The 24992-nt window shown below is 58.3% G+C and carries 23 protein-coding genes and 1 pseudogene; 4 read left to right on the top strand and 20 right to left on the bottom strand.

Translation table 11 applies throughout. From position 1 onward, the window contains the following. Positions 1 to 3: 3 nt before the first annotated feature. The 7 genes from V6L79_RS19175 to gcl all read right to left on the bottom strand — a co-directional run bounded on the left by V6L79_RS19175 (position 4) and on the right by gcl (position 8925). Entirely contained in the window at positions 4 to 1932 is a 1929-nt protein-coding gene (locus tag V6L79_RS19175) for a DNA topoisomerase III (RefSeq protein ID WP_338579349.1), read from the bottom strand. Positions 1933 to 2227: 295 nt separating this feature from the next. Continuing rightward, positions 2228 to 3235 (bottom strand): sulfate ABC transporter substrate-binding protein, encoded by a 1008-nt coding sequence (locus V6L79_RS19170; RefSeq protein ID WP_261738930.1) that lies wholly within the window; start codon positions 3233 to 3235, stop codon positions 2228 to 2230. 93 nt (positions 3236 to 3328) lie between these two features. Then, positions 3329 to 4150 (bottom strand): ion transporter, encoded by an 822-nt coding sequence (locus tag V6L79_RS19165; RefSeq protein ID WP_261738929.1) that lies wholly within the window; start codon positions 4148 to 4150, stop codon positions 3329 to 3331. Positions 4151 to 4189: 39 nt separating this feature from the next. Beyond that, entirely contained in the window at positions 4190 to 5089 is a 900-nt protein-coding gene (locus V6L79_RS19160; protein ID WP_261738928.1) for an urea transporter, read from the bottom strand. Between the two features lie 143 nt (positions 5090 to 5232). Next, positions 5233 to 6123, bottom strand: coding sequence for a 2-hydroxy-3-oxopropionate reductase (locus V6L79_RS19155; protein ID WP_338579348.1), 891 nt, complete (start codon positions 6121 to 6123; stop codon positions 5233 to 5235). Positions 6124 to 6313: 190 nt separating this feature from the next. After that, the gene (gene hyi / locus V6L79_RS19150) at positions 6314 to 7096 is read right to left on the bottom strand and encodes a hydroxypyruvate isomerase (protein WP_321833878.1); all 783 of its coding nucleotides are present in this window, start codon (positions 7094 to 7096) and stop codon (positions 6314 to 6316) included. Positions 7097 to 7149: 53 nt separating this feature from the next. Beyond that, positions 7150 to 8925 (bottom strand): glyoxylate carboligase, encoded by a 1776-nt coding sequence (gene gcl / locus V6L79_RS19145; protein ID WP_321833876.1) that lies wholly within the window; start codon positions 8923 to 8925, stop codon positions 7150 to 7152. A gap of 266 nt (positions 8926 to 9191) precedes the next feature. Between gcl and V6L79_RS19140 the strand changes: the two genes are divergently transcribed. Beyond that, on the top strand, positions 9192 to 9632 hold the full coding sequence (locus V6L79_RS19140) for a heme-binding protein (RefSeq protein ID WP_338579347.1): 441 nt from the start codon (positions 9192 to 9194) through the stop codon (positions 9630 to 9632). A gap of 92 nt (positions 9633 to 9724) precedes the next feature. Here V6L79_RS19140 and V6L79_RS19135 read toward each other — a convergent pair. Both V6L79_RS19135 and V6L79_RS19130 read right to left on the bottom strand, forming a co-directional pair. Then, positions 9725 to 10183: pseudogene (locus V6L79_RS19135) on the bottom strand (REP-associated tyrosine transposase). Positions 10184 to 10346: 163 nt separating this feature from the next. Further along, positions 10347 to 10955, bottom strand: a complete 609-nt coding sequence (locus tag V6L79_RS19130; RefSeq protein WP_261738922.1) for a TetR/AcrR family transcriptional regulator — start codon at positions 10953 to 10955, stop codon at positions 10347 to 10349. A gap of 132 nt (positions 10956 to 11087) precedes the next feature. Here V6L79_RS19130 and V6L79_RS19125 point away from each other — a divergent pair, with 132 nt between their 5' ends. Next, positions 11088 to 12029, top strand: coding sequence for a DUF808 domain-containing protein (locus V6L79_RS19125; RefSeq protein WP_338579346.1), 942 nt, complete (start codon positions 11088 to 11090; stop codon positions 12027 to 12029). Between the two features lie 4 nt (positions 12030 to 12033). Here the strand turns inward: V6L79_RS19125 and V6L79_RS19120 are convergent, their stop codons facing one another. After that, positions 12034 to 13236: an MFS transporter gene (locus tag V6L79_RS19120; protein ID WP_321833869.1), complete on the bottom strand. Its 1203-nt coding sequence runs from the start codon at positions 13234 to 13236 to the stop codon at positions 12034 to 12036. 207 nt (positions 13237 to 13443) lie between these two features. Between V6L79_RS19120 and V6L79_RS19115 the strand changes: the two genes are divergently transcribed. Beyond that, complete coding sequence (locus V6L79_RS19115) at positions 13444 to 14046, top strand: TetR/AcrR family transcriptional regulator (RefSeq protein WP_261738877.1); 603 nt, start codon at positions 13444 to 13446, stop codon at positions 14044 to 14046. A 19-nt stretch (positions 14047 to 14065) separates the two neighbouring features. Here the strand turns inward: V6L79_RS19115 and V6L79_RS19110 are convergent, their stop codons facing one another. From V6L79_RS19110 to puuE, 8 genes are all read right to left on the bottom strand, one after another. Continuing rightward, positions 14066 to 14851, bottom strand: coding sequence for an outer membrane protein OmpK (locus V6L79_RS19110; protein WP_261738876.1), 786 nt, complete (start codon positions 14849 to 14851; stop codon positions 14066 to 14068). A 249-nt stretch (positions 14852 to 15100) separates the two neighbouring features. After that, the gene (locus tag V6L79_RS19105; RefSeq protein WP_261738875.1) at positions 15101 to 15886 is read right to left on the bottom strand and encodes an outer membrane protein OmpK; all 786 of its coding nucleotides are present in this window, start codon (positions 15884 to 15886) and stop codon (positions 15101 to 15103) included. Between the two features lie 135 nt (positions 15887 to 16021). Beyond that, positions 16022 to 17386: a nucleobase:cation symporter-2 family protein gene (locus V6L79_RS19100; protein ID WP_261738874.1), complete on the bottom strand. Its 1365-nt coding sequence runs from the start codon at positions 17384 to 17386 to the stop codon at positions 16022 to 16024. Positions 17387 to 17462: 76 nt separating this feature from the next. After that, entirely contained in the window at positions 17463 to 18752 is a 1290-nt protein-coding gene (locus tag V6L79_RS19095) for a urate hydroxylase PuuD (protein ID WP_261738873.1), read from the bottom strand. 47 nt (positions 18753 to 18799) lie between these two features. Next, the gene (locus V6L79_RS19090; protein ID WP_261738872.1) at positions 18800 to 19303 is read right to left on the bottom strand and encodes an ureidoglycolate lyase; all 504 of its coding nucleotides are present in this window, start codon (positions 19301 to 19303) and stop codon (positions 18800 to 18802) included. Between the two features lie 121 nt (positions 19304 to 19424). Continuing rightward, complete coding sequence (alc, locus tag V6L79_RS19085) at positions 19425 to 20420, bottom strand: allantoicase (RefSeq protein WP_261738871.1); 996 nt, start codon at positions 20418 to 20420, stop codon at positions 19425 to 19427. A gap of 61 nt (positions 20421 to 20481) precedes the next feature. Further along, positions 20482 to 20997, bottom strand: coding sequence for a 2-oxo-4-hydroxy-4-carboxy-5-ureidoimidazoline decarboxylase (gene uraD, locus V6L79_RS19080; protein ID WP_321833863.1), 516 nt, complete (start codon positions 20995 to 20997; stop codon positions 20482 to 20484). After that, positions 20994 to 21923 (bottom strand): allantoinase PuuE, encoded by a 930-nt coding sequence (gene puuE / locus V6L79_RS19075; RefSeq protein WP_321837952.1) that lies wholly within the window; start codon positions 21921 to 21923, stop codon positions 20994 to 20996. Before puuE ends, uraD begins: the two co-directional genes overlap by 4 nt. Before the next feature lie 374 nt (positions 21924 to 22297). Between puuE and uraH the strand changes: the two genes are divergently transcribed. Next, positions 22298 to 22651 carry a hydroxyisourate hydrolase gene (gene uraH, locus V6L79_RS19070; RefSeq protein WP_261738868.1) on the top strand — a complete coding sequence of 118 codons (354 nt, stop codon included), beginning with the start codon at positions 22298 to 22300 and terminating at the stop codon, positions 22649 to 22651. A gap of 174 nt (positions 22652 to 22825) precedes the next feature. Here uraH and V6L79_RS19065 read toward each other — a convergent pair whose 3' ends face one another. After that, on the bottom strand, positions 22826 to 23452 hold the full coding sequence (locus tag V6L79_RS19065) for a LysE family translocator (protein WP_261738867.1): 627 nt from the start codon (positions 23450 to 23452) through the stop codon (positions 22826 to 22828). A gap of 61 nt (positions 23453 to 23513) precedes the next feature. Further along, complete coding sequence (locus tag V6L79_RS19060; protein ID WP_405046602.1) at positions 23514 to 24863, bottom strand: NCS2 family permease; 1350 nt, start codon at positions 24861 to 24863, stop codon at positions 23514 to 23516. Positions 24864 to 24992: the final 129 nt, after the last annotated feature.

The raw sequence follows: 24992 nt of genomic DNA, 5'->3' as shown, positions 1-24992 counted from the left end.
CATTCATGCCCCTTTGGCTTTCACCGCCCGTTTTGGCTTTGCCTTGCCTGTTGCAGCCTTGCGTTTCTTTTTCCAGGCAGGCGCCGTGCCTGCCGGGCTGGCCGGGCCGCTGATGGTCATGGTCATGGCGCTGCAACGCTCGATATGTTTGCTCATCCATGCCGCCTGTTTGGCGACGAATATGTCGAGGGTCATTTCGCCGCTTTGCACCATGTCCAGTGCCTGTTCCCAGATAGCCGTGGTGCCGGGGTCGGCGATGGCGCGGGGCACGGCGTCGATCAGGCTGAAGGCTGGTGGCGTGGCAGCCAAGGCCTTGCCGTTTTTGATCAGGTAGCCGCGATCCAGCAAGCCCTGGATGATCCCGGCGCGGGTAGCTTCGGTGCCGATGCCGGTGGTGTCCTTGAGCTTTTGCTTAAGCAGCGGATCCTGCACCAGTTTGGCGACGTTTTTCATCGCCTTGATCAGGTCGCCTTCGGTGAAGGGCTTGGGCGGCTGGGTCCACAGGTCCTTGAGGTTAACCGCCGCAATCGCGCAATCCAGACCTTCGCGCAATATCGGCAAGGGTTGAGGTGCCGGTGCCTCGCGACCTTTGGCGGGGGCCAGGGCTTCGGGCAGGGCGCGCTTCCAGCCGGGTTCGACGATCTGCTTGCCCACGGCGCGCAGGTTTTGCCCTGCGCAGTCGAAGTCGGCCTGGGTGCGGTCGTACTCGTGGTTGGGCAGGAACTGCGCCAGGTAGCGTGCGCGAATCAAGGTATACACCGCGCGATGTTTACCGCTCAGGCGCTCCAGGTTTTTCGCAGCTGCTGTGGGAATGATGCCGTGGTGGGCGCTGACTTTGGCGTCGTTCCAGGCTCGTGAGCGGCGCTGTGGGTCCAGATACCCGGCCAAGGGGCCCAGTGCCGGGTCGGCCTGCTGCAATCCCGCCAGAATCGACGGTGCTTCGCTGTGCTGACTTTGCGGCAGGTAGCCGCAATCGCTGCGCGGGTAGGTGACGACTTTGTAGGTTTCGTACAGCGCCTGGGCGATGTCGAGGGTTTCCTGGGCGCCGAGGCCGAGCTTTTTCGAACACACTTCTTGCAGCGTGCCCAGATCGAACGGCAACGGTGCGACTTCGCGCATGCGCTCGGTGCGCAGCTTGCAAACCCTGGCGCTGTTTATCGCCGCTGCGGCTTGCTGCGCATGGGCCTGATTGAGGCAGCGGTCCTGGTCGTCGCAGGTGTCGGGGTCGGCGCGCCATTGCGCGGTGAACAACTGCGCGTCATGTTTGAGTTGTACATCAATGGCCCAGTAGGCCACGGGAATAAAGTCGCTGATGCTGCGATCACGGTCGACCACCAGACGCAGGGTCGGGGTTTGCACCCGGCCCACTGGCAATACGCCCTGATAGCCGGACTGGCGCCCGAGCAGGGTGAACAGGCGGCTCATGTTCATGCCGATCAACCAGTCGGCTCGCGAGCGCCCCAGCGCTGAATGATAGAGGTTGAAGGTTTCGCTGCCAGGCTTGAGGGCGCCCAAGGCTTTGCGGATGGAAGCGTCGTCCAGGGCCGAGAGCCACAGGCGCTGGATGGGGCCGCGATAACGGCAATGCTCGACCAGTTCGCGGGCGATCATCTCGCCTTCACGGTCGGCGTCGGTTGCGATCACCAGTTCGCTGGCTTCACCGAGCAGGCGCTTGACGGCCTTGAACTGGCTGGCGGTCTTGGGTTTGACGCGCATTTTCCATTTTTCGGGAATGATCGGCAGGTCGGCCAGCACCCAGCGCTTGTAACGCTCGTCGTAGGCATCGGGCGGGGCGGTTTCGAGCAGGTGGCCGATGCACCAGGTGACGGTGGCATTGGGGCCCACCCAGCAGCCATCACCGCGTCGGCTGGCACCGAGCACGGCGGCAATATCTTTGGCCTGGGAGGGTTTTTCACACAGAAACAGCCGCATCGCTTAACTCATTCATGCTGCGCAGAAGGTGCACAGCATGGGCAGAGATAGGCGCGAGGGCAAGTGTTTTTACTGGGTGTATGTACAGCTTGACGTGTTGCGTAGCAGTTGCCGTAGGAACGAGGCTACGTCCGGCGACGAAGTCGTCGTAAACCCGGCAAGCACGGTACACCTGAAACAACGAGTCGCTTGGTTTTACGACTGCTACGCAGCCGAACGCAGCCTTGTTCCTACGGCAGCTGCTACGAGTAAATCCCTGTGGGAGCAAGACAGTTGCTCCCACAGGAGGCGGGTGTTATTGACCGTTATAAATCTGGTCGAATACGCCACCGTCGTTGAAGTACTTTTTCTGCACGTCGCGCCAGTCGCCGAAGGTTTTTTCAACCGACAGGAATTCGACTTTCGGGAAGCGGTCGTTGTACTTGGCCAGCACTGCCTTGTCCCGTGGACGCAGGTAGTTTTTGGCGGCAATTTCCTGGCCTTCAGGCGACCACAGGTACTTCAAATAGGCTTCGGCAGTGGCGCGGGTGCCTTTTTTGTCTACCACTTTGTCGACCACGGTCACGGGCGGCTCGGCTTCGGCCGATACGCTTGGGTAGATCACTTCGAACTGGTCGCGGCCAAATTCGCGGGCGATCATTTCAGCTTCGTTCTCGAACGTTACCAGCACGTCGCCGATCTGGTTGGTCATAAAGGTCGTGGTGGCTGCGCGGCCGCCGGTGTCGAGTACCGGAGCCTGCTTGAACAGCTTGGCGACAAAGTCCTTGGCCTTGGTTTCGTCACCGCCGTTTTTCAGCACATAGCCCCAGGCCGAAAGGAAGGTGTAGCGGCCGTTACCCGAGGTTTTCGGGTTGGGCACAATCACCTGTACGCCGTCCTTGAGCAGGTCTGGCCAGTCTTTCAGGGCTTTGGGGTTGCCTTTGCGCACGATAAACACAGTGGCCGAGGTGAACGGCGCGCTGTTGTCGGGCAGGCGGGTCACCCAGTTTTCCGGAACCAGCTGGCCGTTATCGGCCAGGGCGTTGATGTCGGTGGCCATGTTCATGGTGATCACGTCAGCCGGCAGGCCGTCGATTACCGAACGCGCCTGTTTGCTGGAACCGCCGAAGGACATTTGTACGTTGAGCTTTTCGCCGTTGTGCTCTTGCGCCCAGTGCTTCTGGAATGCTGCGTTGTAGTCTTTGTAGAAGTCACGCATCACGTCGTAGGACACGTTCAGCAGCGGCGGTGGGGTGGCCGCATGAGCGACACTGCCAAGGGCCAGGCCAGCGGCAAGAATGGAGGCGCTAAAGAATTTTTTCACTGAGCATTCCTTGTTATAGGGAGCAGTAGGGGCAAATTGCCAGCAACTATAGCCGCTGGCGCATAGTCCTTAAAAGATTAAAAAGTACTGTGGTTATGCCTTTTTCGTAAAGAGAGCATTGCCGCAACGGGAACAAAAAGCTGCCGTTGGTTCGTGAGTGTTCTTCTTGCAGGTCGGGCAGTCGTGCTTGAGTTGTTCACCCCGCATGGCGTTGGCCAGTTCGGCGGTGAAGATGCCCGTAGGCACGGCAATAATCGAGTAGCCGGTGATCATGACCATGGCCGAGATAACTTGCCCCAGTACAGTTTTGGGCACTATGTCACCAAAGCCGACGGTGGTCAGGGTGACGATGGCCCAGTAGATACTTACCGGAATGCTGGTAAAGCCGTTTTCCGGGCCTTCAACCACATACATCAGGCTGCCGAACACCGTGACCAGAGTCGAGACACTGACCAGGAACACGATGATTTTTTGCTTGCTGCCCCGCAGGGCCGCGAGCAGGTAGTTGGCCTGGCTCAGGTAGGGTCGCAGCTTGAGGATGCGAAAAATGCGCAGCATACGGATGATGCGGATAATCAGCAGGTACTGCGCGTCGCTGTAGTAGATCGCCAGGATCCCCGGCACGATGGCCAGCAAATCCACCAACCCATAAAAGCTGAAGGCGTAGCGCAGCGGTTTGGGCGAGCAATACAGACGCAGGCCGTACTCGATGGCAAAAACAAAGGTGAAGCCCCATTCGATATACGCCAGCATATCGGCGTAGTCGCGGTGAATGCTGTTGATGCTGTCGAGCACCACGACCACCAGGCTGCACAGGATGATCAGCAGTAGTGCGGTGTCGAAACGGCGCCCGGCGGCGGTGTCGGCCTGAAAGACCATGACGTAAAGCCGTTGGCGCCAATCATTGTTATCCATGCAGGTTGCTCGATGCCCAAATGTCAGAAGGTTCGAGTATTAACGCTCAATGCGCAACCTGCATTGCTCTTCAGCATCCGGTATGGCGGGGCTGAATATCCGCACGCTGGCGTGTACCAGCCAGCAAGCGAGAATAAACGGTGCGGTTAATGGCGCCAGGCCCAGGGCGGTAAAACCGGGTGTGAGCAGCAAAGTGACGATGATGCCGACCAGTGGCAGCCAGGCTCGGCGTCGTTGCTGGCTTAGGGCCAGCGCCGCGAGCACCGGGTTGTAGCCGGTGAGCCCACTCAGTGCTGCCGCCGTATCCTGCTGGTACAGGCCGAATAACAGACCGGCCAACGAACCCGTAATGGCCCACAGAGCAGCCCGCCAACTGCTGGCCCACAGGCCGATCACAATCAGCAGCCCGGCAATCGGATGCTGTAACAGCATGACCTGAGCAACACCTTTGAACAGGGCCTGTATCAGCGCCAGGCTGTTGACTGCCTGTTCGGGACTCAAGGACGGGGTCGGGGTGTTGTTGAGGTGCAGCAACATCCAGCCGATACCCACGAATGGCGCGGTATAGGCCAACAGGCTTTGCCCGTGGCTGGCGCGTTTGAGCCACTGGTGAACCAGTATCGTGCTAGATCCGGCACTGGCAATGATCAGCAAGGGCAGTAGGGCCGACCATTCCAGATGGTGGCTCAACAGTAACCCCAGCAAGATCCCGTTGTAACTGTAGAGGCCCGCTTGGCGCTCGGCTTTGGGGTAGTCGCGGCGTTGCGCGGTCAGGAGCCCGGCAATCCCTCCCAGCAAAGCGCCACCAAGCAGGGTTGGGGCGCTGATCAGAATCGCCAGCAAGCACAACACACCGCACAAGGGATGACGCTGGAGGAATATCTGGCTGAAACCGGCGCACAGGGCAGTCGCCCAGTCGGGACAGGGGTGTGAACTCATGATTGTTACCTGGTAGTCGCTGCCGAGGCACGAAGGCTGCGAGCTCTTGATTGGCTCCCTGCATGATCAAGAACTCGCAGCCTTCGTGCCTCGGCAGCGACTACAGGTATCCCGGTATCCCGAAAGAGGGGAGGCCGGTGGGCTTATTGGTCGCGAATCGAAAAATTGGCCATGTGTTCCAGGCCCTTGATCAGCGCCGAGTGGTCCCAGTTGCTGCCACCGATGGCTGCGCAGGTGCTGAACACTTGCTGGGCATTGGCGGTGTTGGGTAGGTTGATCCCCAGCTCACGGGCACCGGCCAGGGCCAGGTTGAGGTCTTTCTGGTGCAGGCTGATACGGAAGCCCGGGTCGAAAGTGCCCTTGATCATGCGTTCGCCATGAACTTCGAGGATCTTCGACGAGGCAAAACCGCCCATCAGTGCTTCGCGAACCTTGGCCGGATCGGCGCCGTTTTTCGCGGCAAATACCAGCGCTTCAGCTACCGCCTGAATATTCAGGGCGACGATAATCTGGTTCGCCACCTTGGCGGTTTGACCGTCGCCATTGCCACCGACCAAGGTGATGTTTTTGCCCATGCTCTGAAGCAGGGGCAGGGCGCGGGCAAAGGTTTTTTCGTCGCCGCCGACCATGATGCTCAGCGTGCCAGCCTTGGCGCCGACTTCACCGCCGGACACTGGGGCATCCAGATATTGCGCGCCCTTGGCGTTGATTTTTTCAGCGAAGGCCTTGGTCGCGGTCGGCGAGATCGAGCTCATGTCGATCACTACCTTGTTCGGGCTCAGGCCAGCGGCGATGCCGTCTTCGCGAAACAGCACGTCTTCGACCTGTGGGGTATCGGGCACCATGACGATGATGAATTCGGCTTCCTGGGCAACTTCCCGCGGGCTGGCCAGGGCAATCGCGCCTGCAGCGATCAGATCGGCCGGTGCCGCGCCGTGATGGGTCGACAGGAACAGGCTGTGCCCGGCCTTTTGCAGGTTGCTGGCCATAGGCGAACCCATGATGCCTGTGCCGATAAATCCGATTTTAGCCATGACAAATTCTCTTGTTTTTATTGGAGCTGTTTGGATTGCCCGTAGCAGCTGCCGAAGGAACGAGGCTGCGTCCGGCGGCGAAGCCGTCGTAAAATCAGCTGACGCGGTGCATCAGTTGAATGGCGATCACCGGGTTTGCGACGGCTTCGCCGCCGGACGCAGAGCTGCTACAGGGTTTTGTGTGTTGCTGTTACACCGCGTTATGGCTCTTGAGCCACACAAGGCCAGCTTCGGTGCTGGTCAGCGGCTTGTATTCGCAGCCGACCCAACCTTGATAACCAATGCGGTCCAGGTGCTCGAACAGGAACCGGTAGTTGATTTCGCCAGTGCCCGGTTCGTGACGGCCGGGGTTGTCGGCCAACTGGATATGGTTGATCTGGGGCAGGTGCGTTTGCATAGTGCGGGCCAGATCGCCCTCCATTATTTGCATGTGGTAGATGTCGTACTGCAGGAACAGGTTGGTGCTGCCGACTTTTTCCTGGATCGCCAGTGCCTGCTTGGTGTTGTTCAGGTAGAAGCCCGGAATGTCGAGGGTGTTGATCGACTCCATCACCAGCTTGATACCCACCGCCTGCAACTTATCGGCGGCGTACTTGAGGTTGCTGACAAAGGTTTTTTCGATCAGTGCCTCGTCTGCGCCTTGTGGGCGAATCCCGGCCAAGCAGTTGATCTGGTCGTTGCCCAGCACTTGCGCGTAGGCAATGGCCAGATCGACCCCGGCGCGGAACTCTTCAACCCGATCCGGGTGGCAGGCAATTCCGCGCTCACCCTTGGCCCAGTCACCCGCTGGCAGGTTGAACAGCACTTGAGTCAACTTGTTAGCGTCGAGCTGTGCCTTGATCTCGGCAGAGCTGTAGTCGTAAGGGAACAAATATTCAACGCCATGGAAACCAGCGTTGGCAGCCGCTTGAAAACGGACAAGAAAATCCTGTTCGGTGAACAGCATGGACAGGTTGGCGGCAAAACGCGGCATGGTGAACTCCTGCAAATAGGTGGCCCCTCTCCATGAAGGAAAGGGGCGGTCAATTAATCCAGCATCGAAATGGCAGTCGGTGCATCGTTACCCACCAACGCCAGATCTTCAAACTCATTGACGGCGTTGATTTCGGTGCCCATCGAAATATTGGTCACGCGCTCCAGGATGATTTCTACCATCACGGGCACACGGAATTCCTTGATCAGCTCTTGGGCCTTGCGCAGGGCAGGCTGGATTTCACTCGGTTCAAACACACGCAAGGCCTTGCAGCCCAAACCTTGAACGACGGCGACATGGTCAACGCCATAGCCATTGAGTTCAGGTGCGTTGAGGTTGTCGAACGCCAACTGCACGCAGTAGTCCATTTCAAAACCACGCTGCGCCTGACGAATCAGTCCCAAGTAGGAGTTGTTAACCACGACGTGGATATACGGCAGGTTGAACTGTGCGCCGACGGCCAGTTCTTCGATCATGAACTGGAAGTCATAGTCGCCGGACAACGCCACTACATTGCGACTCGGGTCAGCCTTGACCACGCCCAGCGCTGCCGGAATGGTCCAGCCCAAAGGTCCGGCCTGGCCGCAGTTGATCCAGTGTCGAGGCTTGTACACGTGCAGGAATTGCGCACCGGCAATCTGCGATAAACCGATGGTGCTTACGTAGCATGTGTCTTTGCCAAACACCTGGTTCATTTCTTCGTACACGCGCTGCGGTTTGACCGGCACATTGTCGAAGTGGGTCTTGCGGTGCAGGGTCGCTTTGCGCTGCTGGCAGTCTTGCAGCCAGGCACTGCGGTTTTTCAGTTTGCCAGCGGCTTTCCATTCGCGGGCCACTTCAAGGAACACTTTGAGTGCGGAACCTGCGTCGGAAACGATGCCCAGATCCGGGTTAAACACGCGGCCGATCTGGGTGGGTTCGATATCAACGTGAATGAACTTGCGGCCTTCGGTGTAGACGTCGACCGAGCCGGTGTGACGGTTGGCCCAGCGGTTGCCGATGCCCAGTACCACATCGGACTTGAGCAGGGTGGCGTTGCCATAACGATGCGAAGTTTGCAGACCGACCATACCCACCATCAGCGGGTGATCGTCGGGGATGGTGCCCCAGCCCATCAGAGTCGGGATCACCGGGATACCGGTCAATTCGGCGAATTCCACCAGCAGGTCACTGGCGTCGGCATTGATCACGCCGCCACCGCTGACCAGCAGCGGGCGCTCGGCTTGATCGAGCAGGGCCAGGGCTTTTTCGGCCTGGAGCCGGGTAGCTGCAGGCTTGGCCAGTGGCAGCGGTTCGTAGGCGTCGATGTCGAATTCGATTTCAGCCATTTGCACATCAAACGGCAGGTCGATCAGCACCGGGCCAGGGCGGCCGGAGCGCATTTCGTAAAAGGCTTTCTGGAAGGCATAAGGCACCTGGCCTGGTTCCATCACAGTGGTCGACCACTTGGTGACGGGTTTGACGATGGTGGTGATATCGACAGCCTGGAAGTCTTCTTTATGCATCCGCGCCCGTGGCGCCTGGCCGGTGATGCACAGAATCGGGATCGAGTCGGCCGAGGCACTGTATAGGCCGGTGACCATATCGGTACCCGCAGGCCCCGAGGTGCCGATGCACACGCCGATATTGCCGGCCTTGGTGCGGGTGTAACCCTCGGCCATGTGCGAGGCGCCTTCGACGTGGCGAGCGAGGACGTGATCGATGCCACCGACCTTTTGCAGGGCCGAGTACAGCGGGTTGATGGCAGCGCCCGGGATGCCGAACGCGGTATCGACACCTTCGCGACGCATCACCAGAACGGCGGCTTCGATTGCTCTCATTTTGCTCATTGTTTTGTGCCTCTTACGTTTTGTAATTGTATACAAATGGCTGTTGAGCGAGTGTATTCATCCTCCGGCGTGCAGGTCAATGGCTTTTATCGATTCAGTGCCTGATCGCTGATGTGCCCTGTATTCAGGCTTTATGTGCGGGTATTGAATTTTATGAAGATAAAAATTGTATACAAAAGAATTTATTATTGTGTTCTATTGATCTCATAGAAGGCGCGTTAAAAGGCGTGCGAAAGGCTTTCCATAACAAGATAAGGATGGCAACCATGAGTGCTTTAACCTTGAAAGTCGCTTTAGAACTGACCGTTCAAGCCCTTGGCGTGGGGCGCGGAATTCACGCGTCACCGCTGACGGTGGCGGTGCTCGACAGTGGCGGGCATTTGCTGGCGTTGCAGCGCGAAGACGGCGCCAGCCTGTTGCGCCCCAGCATTGCGATTGGTAAAGCCTGGGGCGCAATTGCCTTGGGCAAGGGGTCGCGTTTGCTGGCGCTGGATGCACAGCAGCGCCCGGCGTTTTTTGCCGCTCTGAACGGCATGGGTCAGAGCGACGTGGTGCCTGCACCGGGAGGCGTGTTGATTCTCGATGAGTCGGGGCAAGTGGTCGGCGCGATTGGCATCAGTGGCGATACTTCGGATATCGACGAACAGTGCGCGATCAGCGCGGTAGAGGCTCTGGGCTTGCGGGCGGATGCGGGAGTGGTGGCCTGATTTTTGGTAAATGATTGACCGCCTTCGCGAGCAGGCTCGCTCCCACAGTGATCCCTTGACTGTGGGAGCGAGCCTGCTCGCGAAGTACCCAGTCAAACCCAGATAGCGTCCCACAGCGGATAATCGCCCAGCTTCTCAACCAGCCCCGCTCGCAATGGGTTTGCGACAACATAACGAGCAATTTTCACCAAATCCTCTTCTCGCTTTAATGCACGATCATGAAAGCCATTCTGCCAAAGGCTTATCTTGCGAACGCTCGACAGGTTCACCACTTTGGTACTCAAAGACTTTGTTCTTTGCATCAACCCGCTCAGCGTCCCACGGCGCAACTCGATCAACCAATGAAAGTGATCGGGCATTACGACCCAAGCCAGCGAGTCAGCAAAACCTTGGTCTTGCGCGGCGCGAAATTACGCGACAACCAATCGGCCCAAAGCAAAGTCATTGAAAATCGGTTCTCTACAGCGCGTATTGGTACTCAGGAGATAAATTCGATTCTGCTCAGAATAACGGCCTATGCGCAGGCGGTGTGAGGCAGCGAGAGACGGCATTCCTTTGCCCTTTCACAAATAAGTCATGAAAAGGCTAGCCCTGTAAGGGCAACACAGATGGGCAGTTTTTTAGCTTGATGTGTCTGGGAAAATACCTTCACGAGCAAGCTCGTTACCGCGGGTAGGGTGGGAGCGAGCCTGCTCGCGAAGGCCCTTGCTCGGTCTACCGGTCCGGTTCACAACCCTTGAGCACCAGCCGAATAATGGTCTGTGTCGCCGCTTCGTAGTCGCTGTCGTCGAGTTTGGCCTTGCCGGTGATGGCGGAGATTTGCCAGTCGAAGTCGGCGTAGGTCTGGGTCGCGGCCCAGATACTGAACATCAGGTGATGCGGGTCGATAGGTGCTATCTGGCCACGGTCGATCCAGATCTGGATGCAGTCGATATTGTGTTTGGCCTGGACGTTCAGCTGCTCGACCTGTTTTTCGCTCAGGTGCGGGGCGCCGTGCATGATTTCACTGGCAAACACCTTGGACGCAAACGGCAGATCGCGGGAGATGAGGATTTTTGAGCGGATGTAGTTGCTCAGTACTTCGTTCGGTTCGCCATCGGCATTGAACGGCGTCGAAGCCCGCAGAATCGGGTCGATAATGCTTTCGAGCACCTCGCGATAGAGGTTTTCCTTGGACTTGAAGTAGTAGTAGACGTTGGGCTTGGGCACGCCTGCCTTGGCCGCGATATCGCTGGTTTTGCTGGCGGCGAAACCTTTGTCAGCGAACTCTTCGCTGGCGGCACGCAAAATCAGTTCTTTATTACGCTCGCGGATACTGCTCATAAACCCGATATGTCCTTGCCGACTGTGGCGGTCGGGCATGGTAGCACCGGGCTTGCAAGTGGCTCAAGATTGCAGCTTTCGGGCTGGCACGCGCTATGCTTGTGTCCATTCAAACTCAAAGGATGTTTTTCTATGGCTGGCAGTAGCTTGCTGATGTTGCTCGACGATATCGCCGCAGTACTCGATGACGTCGCACTGATGACTAAGGTGGCCGCCAAAAAAACCGCAGGGGTGCTGGGCGATGACCTTGCGCTCAACGCCCAGCAGGTGTCTGGCGTACGCGCCGACCGGGAGTTGCCGGTGGTGTGGGCCGTGGCCAAGGGCTCGTTTCGCAACAAGTTGATCCTGGTGCCCGCAGCACTGGCTATAAGCGCATTTGTACCGTGGGCCGTGACGCCGCTGTTGATGGTGGGCGGTGCTTTTTTGTGCTTTGAGGGCTTTGAGAAGCTCGCCCATTCCTTTATGCACAACAAGGCCGAGGCTCAGAGCGAGCGCCAGGCGTTGCAGGACACCCTGGCCGGGGCTGACGTCGATCTGGCGGCCTTTGAAAAGGACAAGGTCAAGGGCGCCGTGCGTACGGACTTCATTCTGTCCGCCGAAATCATTGCCATCACCTTGGGGATCGTGTCCGAGTCGCCGTTGATACAGCAAGTGGTGGTGTTGTCGGGGATCGCCATTGTGATGACAATCGGCGTGTATGGCGTGGTGGGTGGCATCGTCAAGCTCGATGATGGCGGCCTGTACCTGAGCCGCAAGACCGGTGACGGGGCATGGCCGCGTTTTCAGCGCAGCTTTGGCCGTGGCGTGTTGAGCGCCGCACCTTACATGATGAAAAGCCTGACGGTGATCGGCACGGCCGCGATGTTTATGGTCGGCGGCGGGATCTTGACCCACGGCGTGCCCGCGCTTCATCACTGGGTCGAAGGCGTGGCGCAAAACAGCGCGCAATGGCTGGGCGTGGTATCGGCCATTGTGCCGACCTTGCTCAACGCCGTGGGCGGCATCATCGTCGGGGCGCTGGTGTTGGCTGTGGTCACAGGCGTGAGCAAGGTGTGGCGCGCAGTCAAAGGCTAAGCCGTCATGCCGCCAGGGGGCGCGGCGACGTGCTGTTTTGCAGCAGGCGATAACCCAGCACGGCGAACAGCAACATGCCGCCCCCGGCTGCCAGCGACACGGTAAACCCGGTCTGGGCGCCGTAAGCGTCGATTACCCAGCCGCCGACCACTGCGCCGAGGGCAACCCCCATGCCCAGGCCGGTAATCATCCAGGTCAGGCCTTCGGTCAGTTTGGCGGGCGGGACGATATTTTCCACCAACCCCATGGCGGTAATCAGGGTCGGGGCGAAAAACAGCCCGGCAAACAGCATTCCGACGGCCAGTGTGGTGATGCTGTCGACCCACATCAGCGGCACCATCGTGATCGCGGTGGCCAGTGCGCCCAGCACAAACAGCTTGGGCAGCGGCATGTTCAATTTGAGCGTACCGAACACCAACCCGGCCACGCACGACCCCAGGGCATATACCGAGAGCACGATGCTTGCAGCGGCGGGTTGGCCCTGGTGCTGGGCAAAGGCGACGCTAACCACATCCACAGTGCCCACAATCGTCCCCAGGCCCAGCAGGGCCATCAGCAAGATAAGCACGGCACCCTGCTGCAAGACGCTGCCGCCGTGCTCGTTGCTGCGCGGGTGTACCGGTGGTTCGGTTTTGCGTTGCAGCACAAACGCGGTGACGCCGATTGCCAGCAGGATGGCTGCCACCAGCGGCCCGGCCTGCGGAAACAGCGCCACGCTGAGGCCCACGGAAATTGGCGGGCCGATGATAAAACTCACTTCATCGAGCACAGACTCGAACGAGAACGCGGTGTGCAATTTGGGGGAGCCGCGATACAGCTCGGTCCAGCGTGCCCGCACCATCGCTGGCATGCTGGGAATGCAGCCCGACAGTGCGGCAAAAACAAACAGCGTCCAGTCTGGCGCGCCGAAGTGGCTGCACAGCAGCAAGCCCAGCAATGCGCTGACGCCAATGACGGTGACGCCCGGTAGTACGCGGCTCTGGCCGTAGCGGTCGACCCAGCGCGAGATTTGCGGCGCCAGCAGGGCCATGGCCAGGGCAAAGGTTGCGGCCACGGCGCCTGCCAGCCAGTACGAGCCGTGCAATTGTGCCAGCATGGTGATGATGCCGATGCCGACCATGGAAATTGGCATCCGTGCGATCAGGCCCGCGCCGCTGAAAGCCTTGGTGCCGGGGGCGCTGAAAATCTCGCGATAAGGGTTAGCCATACAAGCTCCGCAACAAAAGGTGGACCGCAGTCTGTAGCCGCTGCCGCAGGCTGCGATGGGTTGCGAAGCGACCTCGTTGTTGAAGGTCCTTCGGCCCTTATCGTAGCCTGCGGCAGCGGCCACATACGCGGCGTATGTAGAAATATACGCATACGCGGCGTATGTCAATTAACATACGTCGTGTATCTCAAAATAAAGGTGGCAGGCATGGCGCCCAAAGCGCGGTCGCAAATGATCGAAGAAACCCGTGGCAAGCTGCTTGAGGCTGCTCGGCTGGCCTTCGGTTCGGTGGGTTACGCCCAGACTTCGATGGACGAGTTGACGGCCTCGGTGGGCTTGACCCGTGGTGCGCTGTATCACCACTTTGGTGACAAGAAGGGGTTGTTTCAGGCGGTGGCCCAGCAGATCGATGCCGAACTGGACGCGCAGTTGGCGCAGGTTCTTGAGCAGGCCGAGAGCCAGTGGCAAGGGTTTCGGGATCAGTGCCGGTTGTATCTGGAAATGGCCCTGGAAATTGAAGTGCAGCGCATTCTGTTGCGTGATGCGCCCTCGGTACTGGGCTCGCAATACGTACAGAACACCCAATCGGTGTGCTGCTTGTCGATGGCGTCAATGCTGCAAGGCTTGATGGACACCCAGGTGATTCAACGCACCGATCCCGAGGCGCTGGCGCGTCTGATTCAGGGTGGTTTGATGGATGCGTCGTTCTGGATTGCCGAGGCTGACAACCCGCCACAGCGTCTGGCGGCTGCGCTGGACAGCCTGGACCTGATGCTGCGGGGTTTGCTGCAAGTGCCTCAGGCGCGATAACGCGGCTGAGGCCGGTGCATCAGAAGTGGTACTTGACCAACAGGCTCGCGGTGTCCTGGTTGGTCTTGAATGAACCGCTGTCTTCGATGCCGTACTTGTTTTTCCAGTAGTCGTATTCCACGCCGACATACAACTGTTTGGCGCCCCAGCTCAAGGCCTTGCCCAGGTCGTATTTGATCTGCGGATTGAAGTGCAGGTTGGCATGGTAGGTGCCACGGGCGTTCTGGTCATTGTCGACCACCCAGTCCATGTAGCCGTCGATCAGCACATCGGAGTTGCCCAGGGGCAGGGTGTAGGCCCACACCGGGGTAATCTGCCATACGCCTTTGCCTGCACGATTACCTTCCGGGAAGCGCTGGTAGAAGTTCAACTGGAAGTAGTCAAAGCCTGGCACGTTCAGGTCGAAACCCGGGCCGATCAGGTAGGCCTCGGTGTCGCCTTCGCCAAACTCGTAGGTCATGGCCAGCAACACGTCTTTGATCGGGCCAAACTCAAACTTCTGATCGAAAATCTTGCCGAACGACAACCGTGGGGTGAATTCACCGTAATAGGTGTTCGGGCCAACGTTGCCGTCTTCTTTGCCGTTGTAAAAAATGCGGTCGAGGAAGAAGAAGTTATCACCGTACTTCCAACTGTCAGCATGCTCGAAGGTGACGGTCTGCTGAATCTTTGGATTGACTTGAAAGTCCTTGCCGTACAAGTAAGTCAGGCTGTTGGTTTGCCATTGCAACAGGTCGCCGGCGACTGCCGCAGGACCGCCCAACATGCTCCCCGCAAGCATCAGGCTGGTAAGTGTGCGCTTCATTCGGTTAGCTCCAAAAAAGTAAAAAGTTGTGCAGTAGTCAGAACGTGGCGCTCTGTGATGGCGCCTTGATCCGTGCTTTAAAACAGTCAGTAAACCTTTGATTTAAAGGTATAAAGCTGGCTCTGAAGTCAGCTTTAAAACAGTACTGGCGCTTGAGCGGGCGCGGAGAATACTGGCTCAGGCGTCTGCACTCAAGCGCTCTGTTAACGCTCAAGGCGAGCATGAACAGTGGGTGCACAAACATTTAACTTAGAAGTGGACTTTGATCAGGGCGCTGGCGGTGTTCTGGTTGGTGTCCAGACGGCTGCTGCTGTCGATGCCGTACTTGTCCTTCCAATAACTGTATTCAATCCCGACATACAGCTGTTTTTCACCCAGATTCAGGGCTTTGCCCAGGTCATATTTGATCTGCGGATTGAAGTGCAGATTGGCGTGGTAAGTGCCGCGTGAGTTCTGGTCGTTGTCGACCACCCAGTCCATGTAACCGTCGATCAGCAGGTTGGAGCGTCCCATCGGGATTGTGTAGGAAAACGACGGAGTGATCTGCCAGACCCCTGTTCCAGGGCGCGGGCCTTCGGTATGTCGACGGTAGAAGTTCAGGGTGAAGTAGTTAAACCCCGGCACCGCCAGATCAAACCCCGGGCCGATCAAGTACGCCTCGCTGTCGCCTTCGCCGTACTCGTAGGTCATGGCCAGCAGGACGTCCTTGATCGGGCCGTACTCAAGTTTTTGGTCGAAGATTTTTCCGAACGACAGGCGCGGGCTGAACTCACCATAGTAGGTGTGTGGGCCTTTGTTGGGGTCATCCTTGCCGTTGTAGAAAATGCGATCGACAAACAGAAAGTTGTCGCCGTACTTCCACTTGTCGGCATGTTCGAAAGTGACGGTTTGCTGGATCGAAGGGTTGATCTCGAAATTTTTGCCGTAGAGGTAAGTCAGGCTGTTGGTTTGCCACAAAAACAGATCTCCGGCCATTGCCTGACCGGCAGCCAAAATCCCACCCGCGAGCGTGACGCCCCAGTGTTTGCAGTTCATGGGTAACTCCCTTTTTATTATTGTGTTGTTTCAGAAGCTGGTGAATCTGTGGGCGCGAGCTTGCTCGCGATGGCATCAATGCGGTCGTTCAGATTTACCGCATCGTTTGCATCGCGAGCAGGGGCTCAGTCAGCTTCAATGCTGATGCACATGCCCGCTCATGGCCGTGCGTCCGGCGCCACCCAGTACATTGAACATCAGGTTCAGGCACACCGCGCTGACGGCGGCCATGGCGATGCCGCTGTGGGTGATGGGTCCCATCCACAGTGGCAGGTGGGCGAAGAACTCGGGGCGCACCACCGGGATCAGGCCCATGCCGATACTGACGGCCACCAGCAACTGATTGCGGCGGTCGGCGATATCGGCTTCCTGCAGGATCTTGATTCCAGTTGCCGCAACCATGCCGAACATGGCGATGGCTGCGCCGCCCAATACCGCCGGTGGAATCGAGGCCACCAGGTACGCCGCCTTGGGCAGCAGGCTCAGGGTGATCAGAAACACGCCCGCCATGATCGTCACCGAGCGGCAACGCACGCCGGTCATCTGTACCAGACCAATGTTTTGAGCGAAGGAGGAGTGGGTAAATGTGTTGAAAAAGCCGGCGAGGAACGACGCCCCGGCATCACACAACAGGCCGCGACGCAGCATGCGTGGGGTGACTTCCTGGCCGGTGATTTTGCCCAGCGCCAGGAACATCCCGGTGGATTCGACAAAAATGATGACTACCACCAGACACATGGAAAGGATCGGCGCCAAGTGGAACTCCGGCATGCCGAAGTGCAGCGGCGTAACAATCTGGAACCAGGGCGCGTTGTCGATGCCGGACAGGTCAACCATACCAATGGCGCCGGACAGCACGTAGCCCAAAGCCATACCGATCAGCACCGAGATATTGACCCAGAAACCGCGCATAAAACGGTTGATCAGCAAGATGGTGCCCAGCACCAATGCCGCGATAGCCAGGTACACCGGTGAACCGAACTGCGCAGCAGCACTGCCACCACCGGCCCAGTTAACCGCGACGGGGAATAGTGACAGGCCAATCGAAGTGATCACGGTGCCGGTGACCAAGGGTGGAAAAAAACGCACCACCTTGGACATGAACGGCGCAATGATCATCCCGAAAAAGCCTGCGGCAATAGTCGCGCCGAAAATCCCGGTCATGCCGATACCCGGCATCCCGGCCATCGCCACCATGCTGCCAACGGCTGCAAAACTGGCGCCCATCATCACCGGCATGCGAATGCCCATGGGGCCGATACCCATCGACTGCACGATAGTGGCGACCCCGGCGACCAGCAGGTCGGCGTTGATCAGAAAGGCGATCTCTTCGCGACTCAAACCAGCGGCCTGTCCGATGATCAACGGTACGGCAACGGCGCCGCCGTACATCAGCAGTACATGCTGCAAACCGACCAGAATCAATTGCAACAAGGGTAGCCGCGCCAAGGGGGGCGGGGCTGATATGGCGGGTATGCGCGGTTCGGTTAAATCGGACATGCAACACCTCGGTCATTTTTATTGTAGTGGTGTGTTCCTGTGGTCGCAGCAGTGCTGCGACCACATAGCCTGTGCGTCAGTTGGTTTGGGCTCCGGTGTTGATCCAGGCACCGATCAGGTCGCGTTCCTGTTGCGTCATTTGGGTGATATTGCCCAGCGGCATGATCTGGCTGGCGACGGCCTGGGCCTGAATGCGCGGGGCCATCAGCTTGATCTGTTGCGCGGTATCGAACATCACGCCAGCGGGCGCTGCGCTGAACAGCGGACTGCTGGGTGTGGCTGAGTGACAGACTGTGCAGCGTTCCTGGATCACCACATGGACTTTCTCGAAGTCGATACTGGCCACTGGCGCTGCCGGGGCAGCGGGTGCGGTTACCGGGGCTGGAGCATCTGCGGCCCTGACTCCGCCCAGGGCGGTTTCCGGAAGCGGTTGGTACTTGATGACCTTGGCGGTTTCAGGAGCAGTCGACACCGGTTTTGGGCCTGTGACGTAAGCCAGGCAGATCATGCCCAGTGCTGCAACCGGCAAGGTCCAGGCATATTTGTGGCTATTGTGGCGGGTGTTGAAGTAGTGACGAACCAACACCGCCAACACCGCAATCCCGGCCAGGATCAGCCAGTTGTATTGGCTGCCATAGGTGCTCGGGAAGTGGTTGCTGATCATGATGAACAGCACCGGCAAGGTGAAGTAGTTGTTGTGACGTGAACGCAGCAGGCCTTTGGCCGGCAGTGCCGGATCGGGGCTGCGGCCTTCCTTGATTGCAGCTACCAGGGCGCGTTGCGCGGGCATGATGGTGCGGAACACGTTACCGACCATGATGGTGCCGATAATGGCGCCCACATGCAGGTACGCACCGCGCCCGCTGAACACCTTGCTCAGGCCGAACGCTGCTGCAACCAGCAAAACAAACAGGACGAAACCGAGCAACGCCGGGCGTTTGCCCAAGGCGGAGTCGCATAGAAAGTCGTAAACAAACCAGCCGGCAATCAATGAACCGATACCGATGGCAACTGCTTCGGGACCGCTCAGGCTGCTGCCGGGAGCGATCAGGTACAGCGCGGGGTTGAAGTAGAACACCAGACAGAGCAGGGCGATGCCTGACATCCAGGTGAAATAGGCTTCCCACTTAAACCAGTGCAGGTTTTCCGGCATGGTGGGTGGGGCCAGCTTATATTTTTCGAGGTGGTAAATACCGCCGCCGTGAATGGCCCAAAGGTCGCCCGCCAGGCCTTCCTTGGGGTTGGCTCGGTTGAGGTTGTTCTCCAGCCAGACGAAATAAAACGATGCGCCGATCCAGGCCACACCGGTAATCATATGAATCCAGCGCACGCTCAGATTCAGCCATTCCATTAGATGTGCTTCCACAGTCTTTACCTCTGCCCGCTACCCTGCGTGAGTAGACGGACCTTCTCTTATTGGTGGGGGGCGAGGATCAACAGCTCATCCTCTTTCAAGAAATGCTCATCGCAGTTATTGCCTGTGCCACTGCGATCAACCACCAGGAAGTCATCCCGCTTTTCGATCGTCAGCACCGGATGGTGCCAAACGCCGCGATGGTAATTAATGCCCTGCCTGCCATTACTGACAAAGGCACGGACCAGACCTGATACAGGTTCATCGCCAAGTGGCGCGACCACGATCAGAAAGGGGTTGCCGAGCAGCGGTATAAAAGCCTGGCTGCCCAGCGGATGGCGCTCCAGCATGCGGACGGTAAACGGCATATCCTGCGCGTCTGCGCGGAAAATACTGATGATCGCCTTGTCTTCTGGCGTAGCCGTTTCGACCTCGGCCAGACGGTGAAAGCGCATGGTCGAACCGTTATTGATCATGAAGTGGTCGCTGCCATCGGTTTCAATCACATCACCGAAAGGGGCGAAGGCTTCTTTGGTCAGCGGTTCAATCATCAATGTGCGCATGGTGGTCTTCTTATTCGGGTTTCTGTGGTGTCAGTTTTGTCGCTATCGCGGGCAAGCCCGCTCCCACATGTGCGATGCAATTCCCTGTGGGAGCAGGCTTGCCTGCGATCGGGGTCAGCGCTTATTTGGCGACTTTACCCAATACGCGCAGGCGGCTTACACCACCGTCCGGGAACAGATTCAGGCGAATGTGGGTGATTGGACCGAGGTCTTTGAGTTGCTCGCTGTAGGTGTGTTCAGCGTGCATTTCCATTTTTTGGCTCGGCAGCAATTCACGCCAGAACAGCGACTGGGTTTCGATCTGGTTGTCAGTACCGCCCTTGACGAACGCGCCCTGGATCGAGCAGCTGTCCGGGTAGTTGCCCTTGAAGTGCAGGGTGTCGATGGTGATTTCTTCGATCAGGCCAGCATGCCCCAGAGCCACGATGACCCAGTCATTACCTGGCGTACGACGACGCGCGGTTTCCCAGCCGTCGCCCATGTTGATGCCACGGCCCGGGTTGAGGATGTTGCTCATGCGGCCGAAGTGTTCATCGGAGCAGGCGAGGGCACGGCCACCGTTGAGGGCTGAAGCCAGATCGACCTGTTCGTTGTCGCCCACTGCCGACCAGTCGCGGAACGGCACGCCGTAAACGCGCAGACGTGCTACGCCGCCATCCGGGTAGATATTGAAGCGCAAGTGGCTGAACGCCTGGTCATTGCTGATCTCGTGGTAGTGGTGGCTGTTGCCTTGCAGCTCGACAGCCGACAGCACTTCAACCCATTTAGTGTCTTCGCCCGGTTCGCCCGAGGCCAGGAAACAGGCCTCAAGGGAGGCAGACGGCGGGAAGTTGCCGGTGAAGAATGAAGTGTCGATGTCCACGCCCTTGATCGAGCCCGGAACGCCAAGACGGATGACTGCACTGTCATAGCCTTCGAAGCGCTTGCGGCGGGACTCCCAGCCGTCCATCCACTTGCCGTTGTCATCGAAAACGCCCTCCTTCCATACGGCCGGGGTCGGCTGGAACATGCGGTTGGCGTCAGCGAACCAGTCATCGGTTACCGAAACGATTTTGGTGCCCAGGCGGGCATCGGCCAGGTTGACGAACTTCTCGAAAGGTACGGCGTAAGCTTTCATTCTTCTTGTCTGCCTTTAATTAAGTGGCTGGAGATGCGTCATCGGCAAGTGCCGGTTCGGCTTAGAGCTGGAGCAATCGGAACAGGGCAATTTTGTTGATTTCTGCCAACGCGCATTTGAACTCGACGTCTGCCGGGTTGTGGATACGTGTCTCGAACGCGGCGAGGATCTGGTGCCGGTCGCTGCCTTTTACCGCCATGATGAAGGGAAACTTGAACTTGGCTTTGTAGGCGTCGTTCAGCTCGGTGAAGCGTTGGAACTCATCGCTCGTGCATTGGTGAATACCGGCGCCAGCCTGTTCATGGGTACTGGCTTCGGTAAGTTGGCCCTGGACGGCTGCTTTGCCTGCCAGGTCCGGGTGAGCGTTGATCAATGCCAGCTGGCTGGCGTGATCGGCGCTCAACAAAATGTCACTCATACGCTGGTGCAGGGCCTCGATGGTGTCGACGCTGCTGTCCAGGCCCAGGTCGAAGGCTTTTGCAGCAACCCAGGGCGAGTGTTCGTAAATATCGGCAAAGGCCGCCACGAACGCTTCACGACTCAGGGTTGAAGGCTTGAGGGTCTTGAAGGTGCTCATTTGGCAGTCTCTGCAACATAAGGATGGGTGGCGTGCCAGTGGCGGGCGATGTCCACGCGGCGGGTGAACCAGACGTGCTCGTGCCCCTTGGCGTATTCAATAAAACGCTTGAGGGCGGCGAGACGCGCAGGGCGGCCAATGAGGCGGCAATGCAGGCCGATCGATAGCATCTTCGGCGACTCTGCGCCTTCGGCGTACAGCACATCGAAAGCATCCTTGAGGTACTGGAAAAACTGCTCGCCGGTGTTGAAACCCTGCACCTGGGTGAAGCGCATGTCATTGGTGTCCAGGGTGTACGGGATCACCAGATGCGGTTTGCCGGTAGGGTTGTTCGGTTCCCAGTAGGGCAGGTCGTCGTCATAGGTGTCCGAGTCGTACAAAAAGCCGCCTTCTTCCATCACCAAGCGCCGGGTATTGGGGCCGGTGCGGCCGGTGTACCAGCCCAGCGGGCGTTCGCCGCTGATTTCGGTGAGGATGCGGATCGCTTCGAGCATATGCTCACGCTCGAGGGCTTCATCCATGTACTGGTAGTCAATCCAGCGATAACCGTGGCTGCAAATCTCATGCCCGGCGTCAACCATGGCGCGGATCACATCCGGGTGGCGCTGGGCGGCCATGGCGACGGCAAATACGGTGAGCGGGATATCGAATTCTTGAAACAGCTTGAGTACTCGCCAAACGCCTGCGCGGCTGCCGTACTCGTAAAGGGATTCCATGCTCATGTTGCGTTCGCCTTGCAGCGGCTGCGCCGAAACCATTTCCGAAAGGAAGGCTTCTGACTCCTTGTCACCGTGGAGAATGTTGCGCTCGCCGCCTTCTTCGTAGTTGAGTACAAAAGACAGGGCGATGCGGGCGTTGTCCGGCCAATGCGGGTGCGGAGGGTTTGGACCGTAACCAATCAGGTCGCGTGGGTAGTCAGCGCTCACTACAGTCTTCCTTATTGTTTGTGTTAACAGTCGATTGGCCAGACCTGGCGTCACTGTGATGGATTGATTGTATACAACTTTGCAATCCATTTGTAACCCTGATTTTTCCTATTTCTACCATGTCTGCTGCTGAAATAGTACTTGCAAGAAACTTGCCTGATTGGTCAGTTTATGGGGGTTAGGTCTATGGCCACTGTGGCTTTGCCAAGAAATGGCATGTAGGCCGCGTGGTTAAAGGGGGAGGCTGGATTGTGCTTTTTAATTGTGTACAATTTTTTTGATAAATGTCTTAATCATGTCTTCGCTGAGCCTTTTGGTGCGCTAAAGGGGTGCAGCTCCAGTTTTATTCACCGACTCGGGAGGTCGCACAATCTATGGGACGTTTGACTACGCACGTTTTGGATGCCGCACACGGCTGCCCGGGCAGCTCGATCAAGGTCGAGCTGTATCGGGTAGAAGGTTCAGGGCTGGAATTGGTGGCGACGGCGCTGACCAACAACGATGGCCGATGCGATACGCCCCTGCTGGAAGGTGATACGTACCGTTCCGGGGTTTATCAGTTGCAGTTCAGTGCCGGTGATTACTACCGCGCGCGGGGTGTGCAGCTGCCTGCACCTGCGTTTCTGGATGTGGTGGTGCTGCGTTTCGGGATCAGTGCCGAGCAGGATCACTACCATGTACCGCTGTTGATTTCGCCGTACAGCTACTCGACTTATCGCGGGAGCTAAAAGTTTTCGATCTGCGCATGTGGTTTTTTGCCCGCTCACACTGCGGGCTTTTTTTGCCCGCAAACAAATAAGCTGTGGGAGCGGGCTTGCTCGCGATGGCGTCGATGCGGTCATCCAGAAAAACTGCGTCGCCCGTATCGCGAGCAAGCCCGCTCCCACAAATGCGGTGCTGTATCAGCGGCTCAACAGCGACGCCGTGCCCGCCACTCCAAACAGCCCGGCACTGACGCGGTTGAACCAGCTCTGGCCCTTGCCGCTGCGCAGATAGCCCGCCGCACCGTGTGCACCCAGGCCATAAGCCAGCTTGCACAGCAGGTCGAGCACGGTCCAGGTGGCGATCATCACCAGCAACTGGTTGAGGAAGGGCAGGTTGGGGTTCAGAAATTGCGGCAGGAAGGCGGCAAAGAACAGAATGTCTTTCGGATTGCTCGCACCCAGTACAAACGCGCGCCCAAACAGGGCGCTGAAGCGCGGTTTTGGTGCGGCTTCAGGTACGTTGGTGACGGTGGCCGGCTGGCGCGACTGTTTCCAGCTTTGCCAGGCAAGGTAAAACAGATAGAGCGCACCGACGATCTTCAGGGCGCTGAAGAGCTTTTCCGAGGCCAGCAGCAAGGCGCCCAGACCCAGGGCCGAGGCGCTGAGCAGGCAAATCGAGGCAAACACACCGCCCAGAAAGGCCGGATACGAGCGACGCAACCCGTAGTTCAAGCTGTTGCTGATCATCAATAACGACAATGGCCCCGGAATCAGGATTACCACCAATGCCGCGCTGCTGAACAGCAGCCAGGTTTCCAGACTCATCACTTCCTCCCATGCAACAAAGGCCCCGCTTCATTGGCGGAGCCGGTTGATACCGCCCGGTTTACAGGTAAATAAACTTGGCGATGAAAATAGCGCAGAGCACCCACAAACTGACGGATATTTCGCGGTGTTTGCCGGTGCCCGCCTTGAGTGCGACATAGCTGATAAAACCCAGAGCGATCCCGTCGGCGACCGAGAAGGTCAGCGGCATCATGATCACGGTCACAATCGCCGGGATGCAGTCGGTGGGTTCGTCCCAGTTGATGTGCTGCATGCCGCCCATCATCAGCATCGCGACGTAAATCAGTGCGCCTGCCGTTGCATAAGCGGGGATCATGCCAGCCAGTGGGGCAAAGAACATCGCGGCCACAAACAACACGCCCACAGTGACGGCGGTAAGCCCGGTGCGCCCGCCTGCAGCGACACCCGCGGCGCTTTCGACGTAACTGGTGACCGGCGGTACACCGACCACCGCGCCGAACACGCTGGAGGCGCTGTCAGCCTTGAGCGCCCGTGACAGATTCTCGATCTTGCCGTCTGCCTTGACCAGCCCGGCTCGCTGGGCCACACCCATCAGGGTGCCTGCTGTGTCGAACATGTGTACAAACAGGAAGGCCAGTACCACGCTGATCATACTGATATTGAACACACCCTTGAGGTCCATGGCCATCCAGGTTGGCGCCAAGCTTGGCGGCGCTGACATGATGCCGTTGTAGTGCACCAGGTCCAGGCCCCAACCGGCCAGAGTGACGGCGATGATGCTGATCAGGATCGCGCCGAAAACCCGGTGATAGCTGAGAATTGCGATCATCAAAAAGCACACAGCGGCCAGCAGCGGGGCAGGGTCGCGCAACGAACCGAGCTTGATCAGGGTTGCCGGGCTGTCGACGATGATGCCCGAGGTTTTCAGGCCGATGATCCCCAGAAACAAGCCCACCCCCGCGCCCATTGCATAACGCAGGCTGACGGGAATGCTGTTGAGCAGCCATTCTCGTACCCGCGACAGGGTCAGAATCAGAAACAGCACGCCGGAGACAAAGACCGCGCCCAAGGCCGTCTCCCAGCTGTAGCCCATAGTGCCGACCACGGTGTAGGTGAAAAACGCATTCAGGCCCATGCCTGGCGCCAGCCCTACCGGCCAGTTGGCGTAGAGCCCCATCAGCAGGCTGCCGAGGGCGGCGGCGATACAGGTCGCGACAAAGGCGGCGCCGTGATCAATGCCAGCATCAGCCATGATGTTGGGGTTGACGAAGATGATGTAGGCCATGGTGATAAAGGTAGTCAGCCCGGCGATCAGCTCGGTTTTGACCGTGGTGCCATGCAGCGACAGTTTGAACAGACGCTCCAGCCAGCCACGGGGGGAGGGAGGTGAAAGTTCAGCGACGGGTATTTCAGACTTTTGGCTGTCCACGGTAATTTCCTCAGGCTTTTATTGTTTTTAAGGGCACTGGGTGAGGCGGGTGACAGGTTTATTGACTTTTAGGTCAAGAACGCAGGCGAGATGAATTATGCTTTTGTATACAAATAAAGCAAATAATGT

Source organism: Pseudomonas sp. ML2-2023-6 (genome assembly GCF_037055265.1).
Classification (GTDB): domain Bacteria; phylum Pseudomonadota; class Gammaproteobacteria; order Pseudomonadales; family Pseudomonadaceae; genus Aquipseudomonas; species Aquipseudomonas kulmbachensis.
Note: the sequence above shows the minus strand (reverse complement) of the source record. Positions and strands in the feature narration are given on the sequence as shown.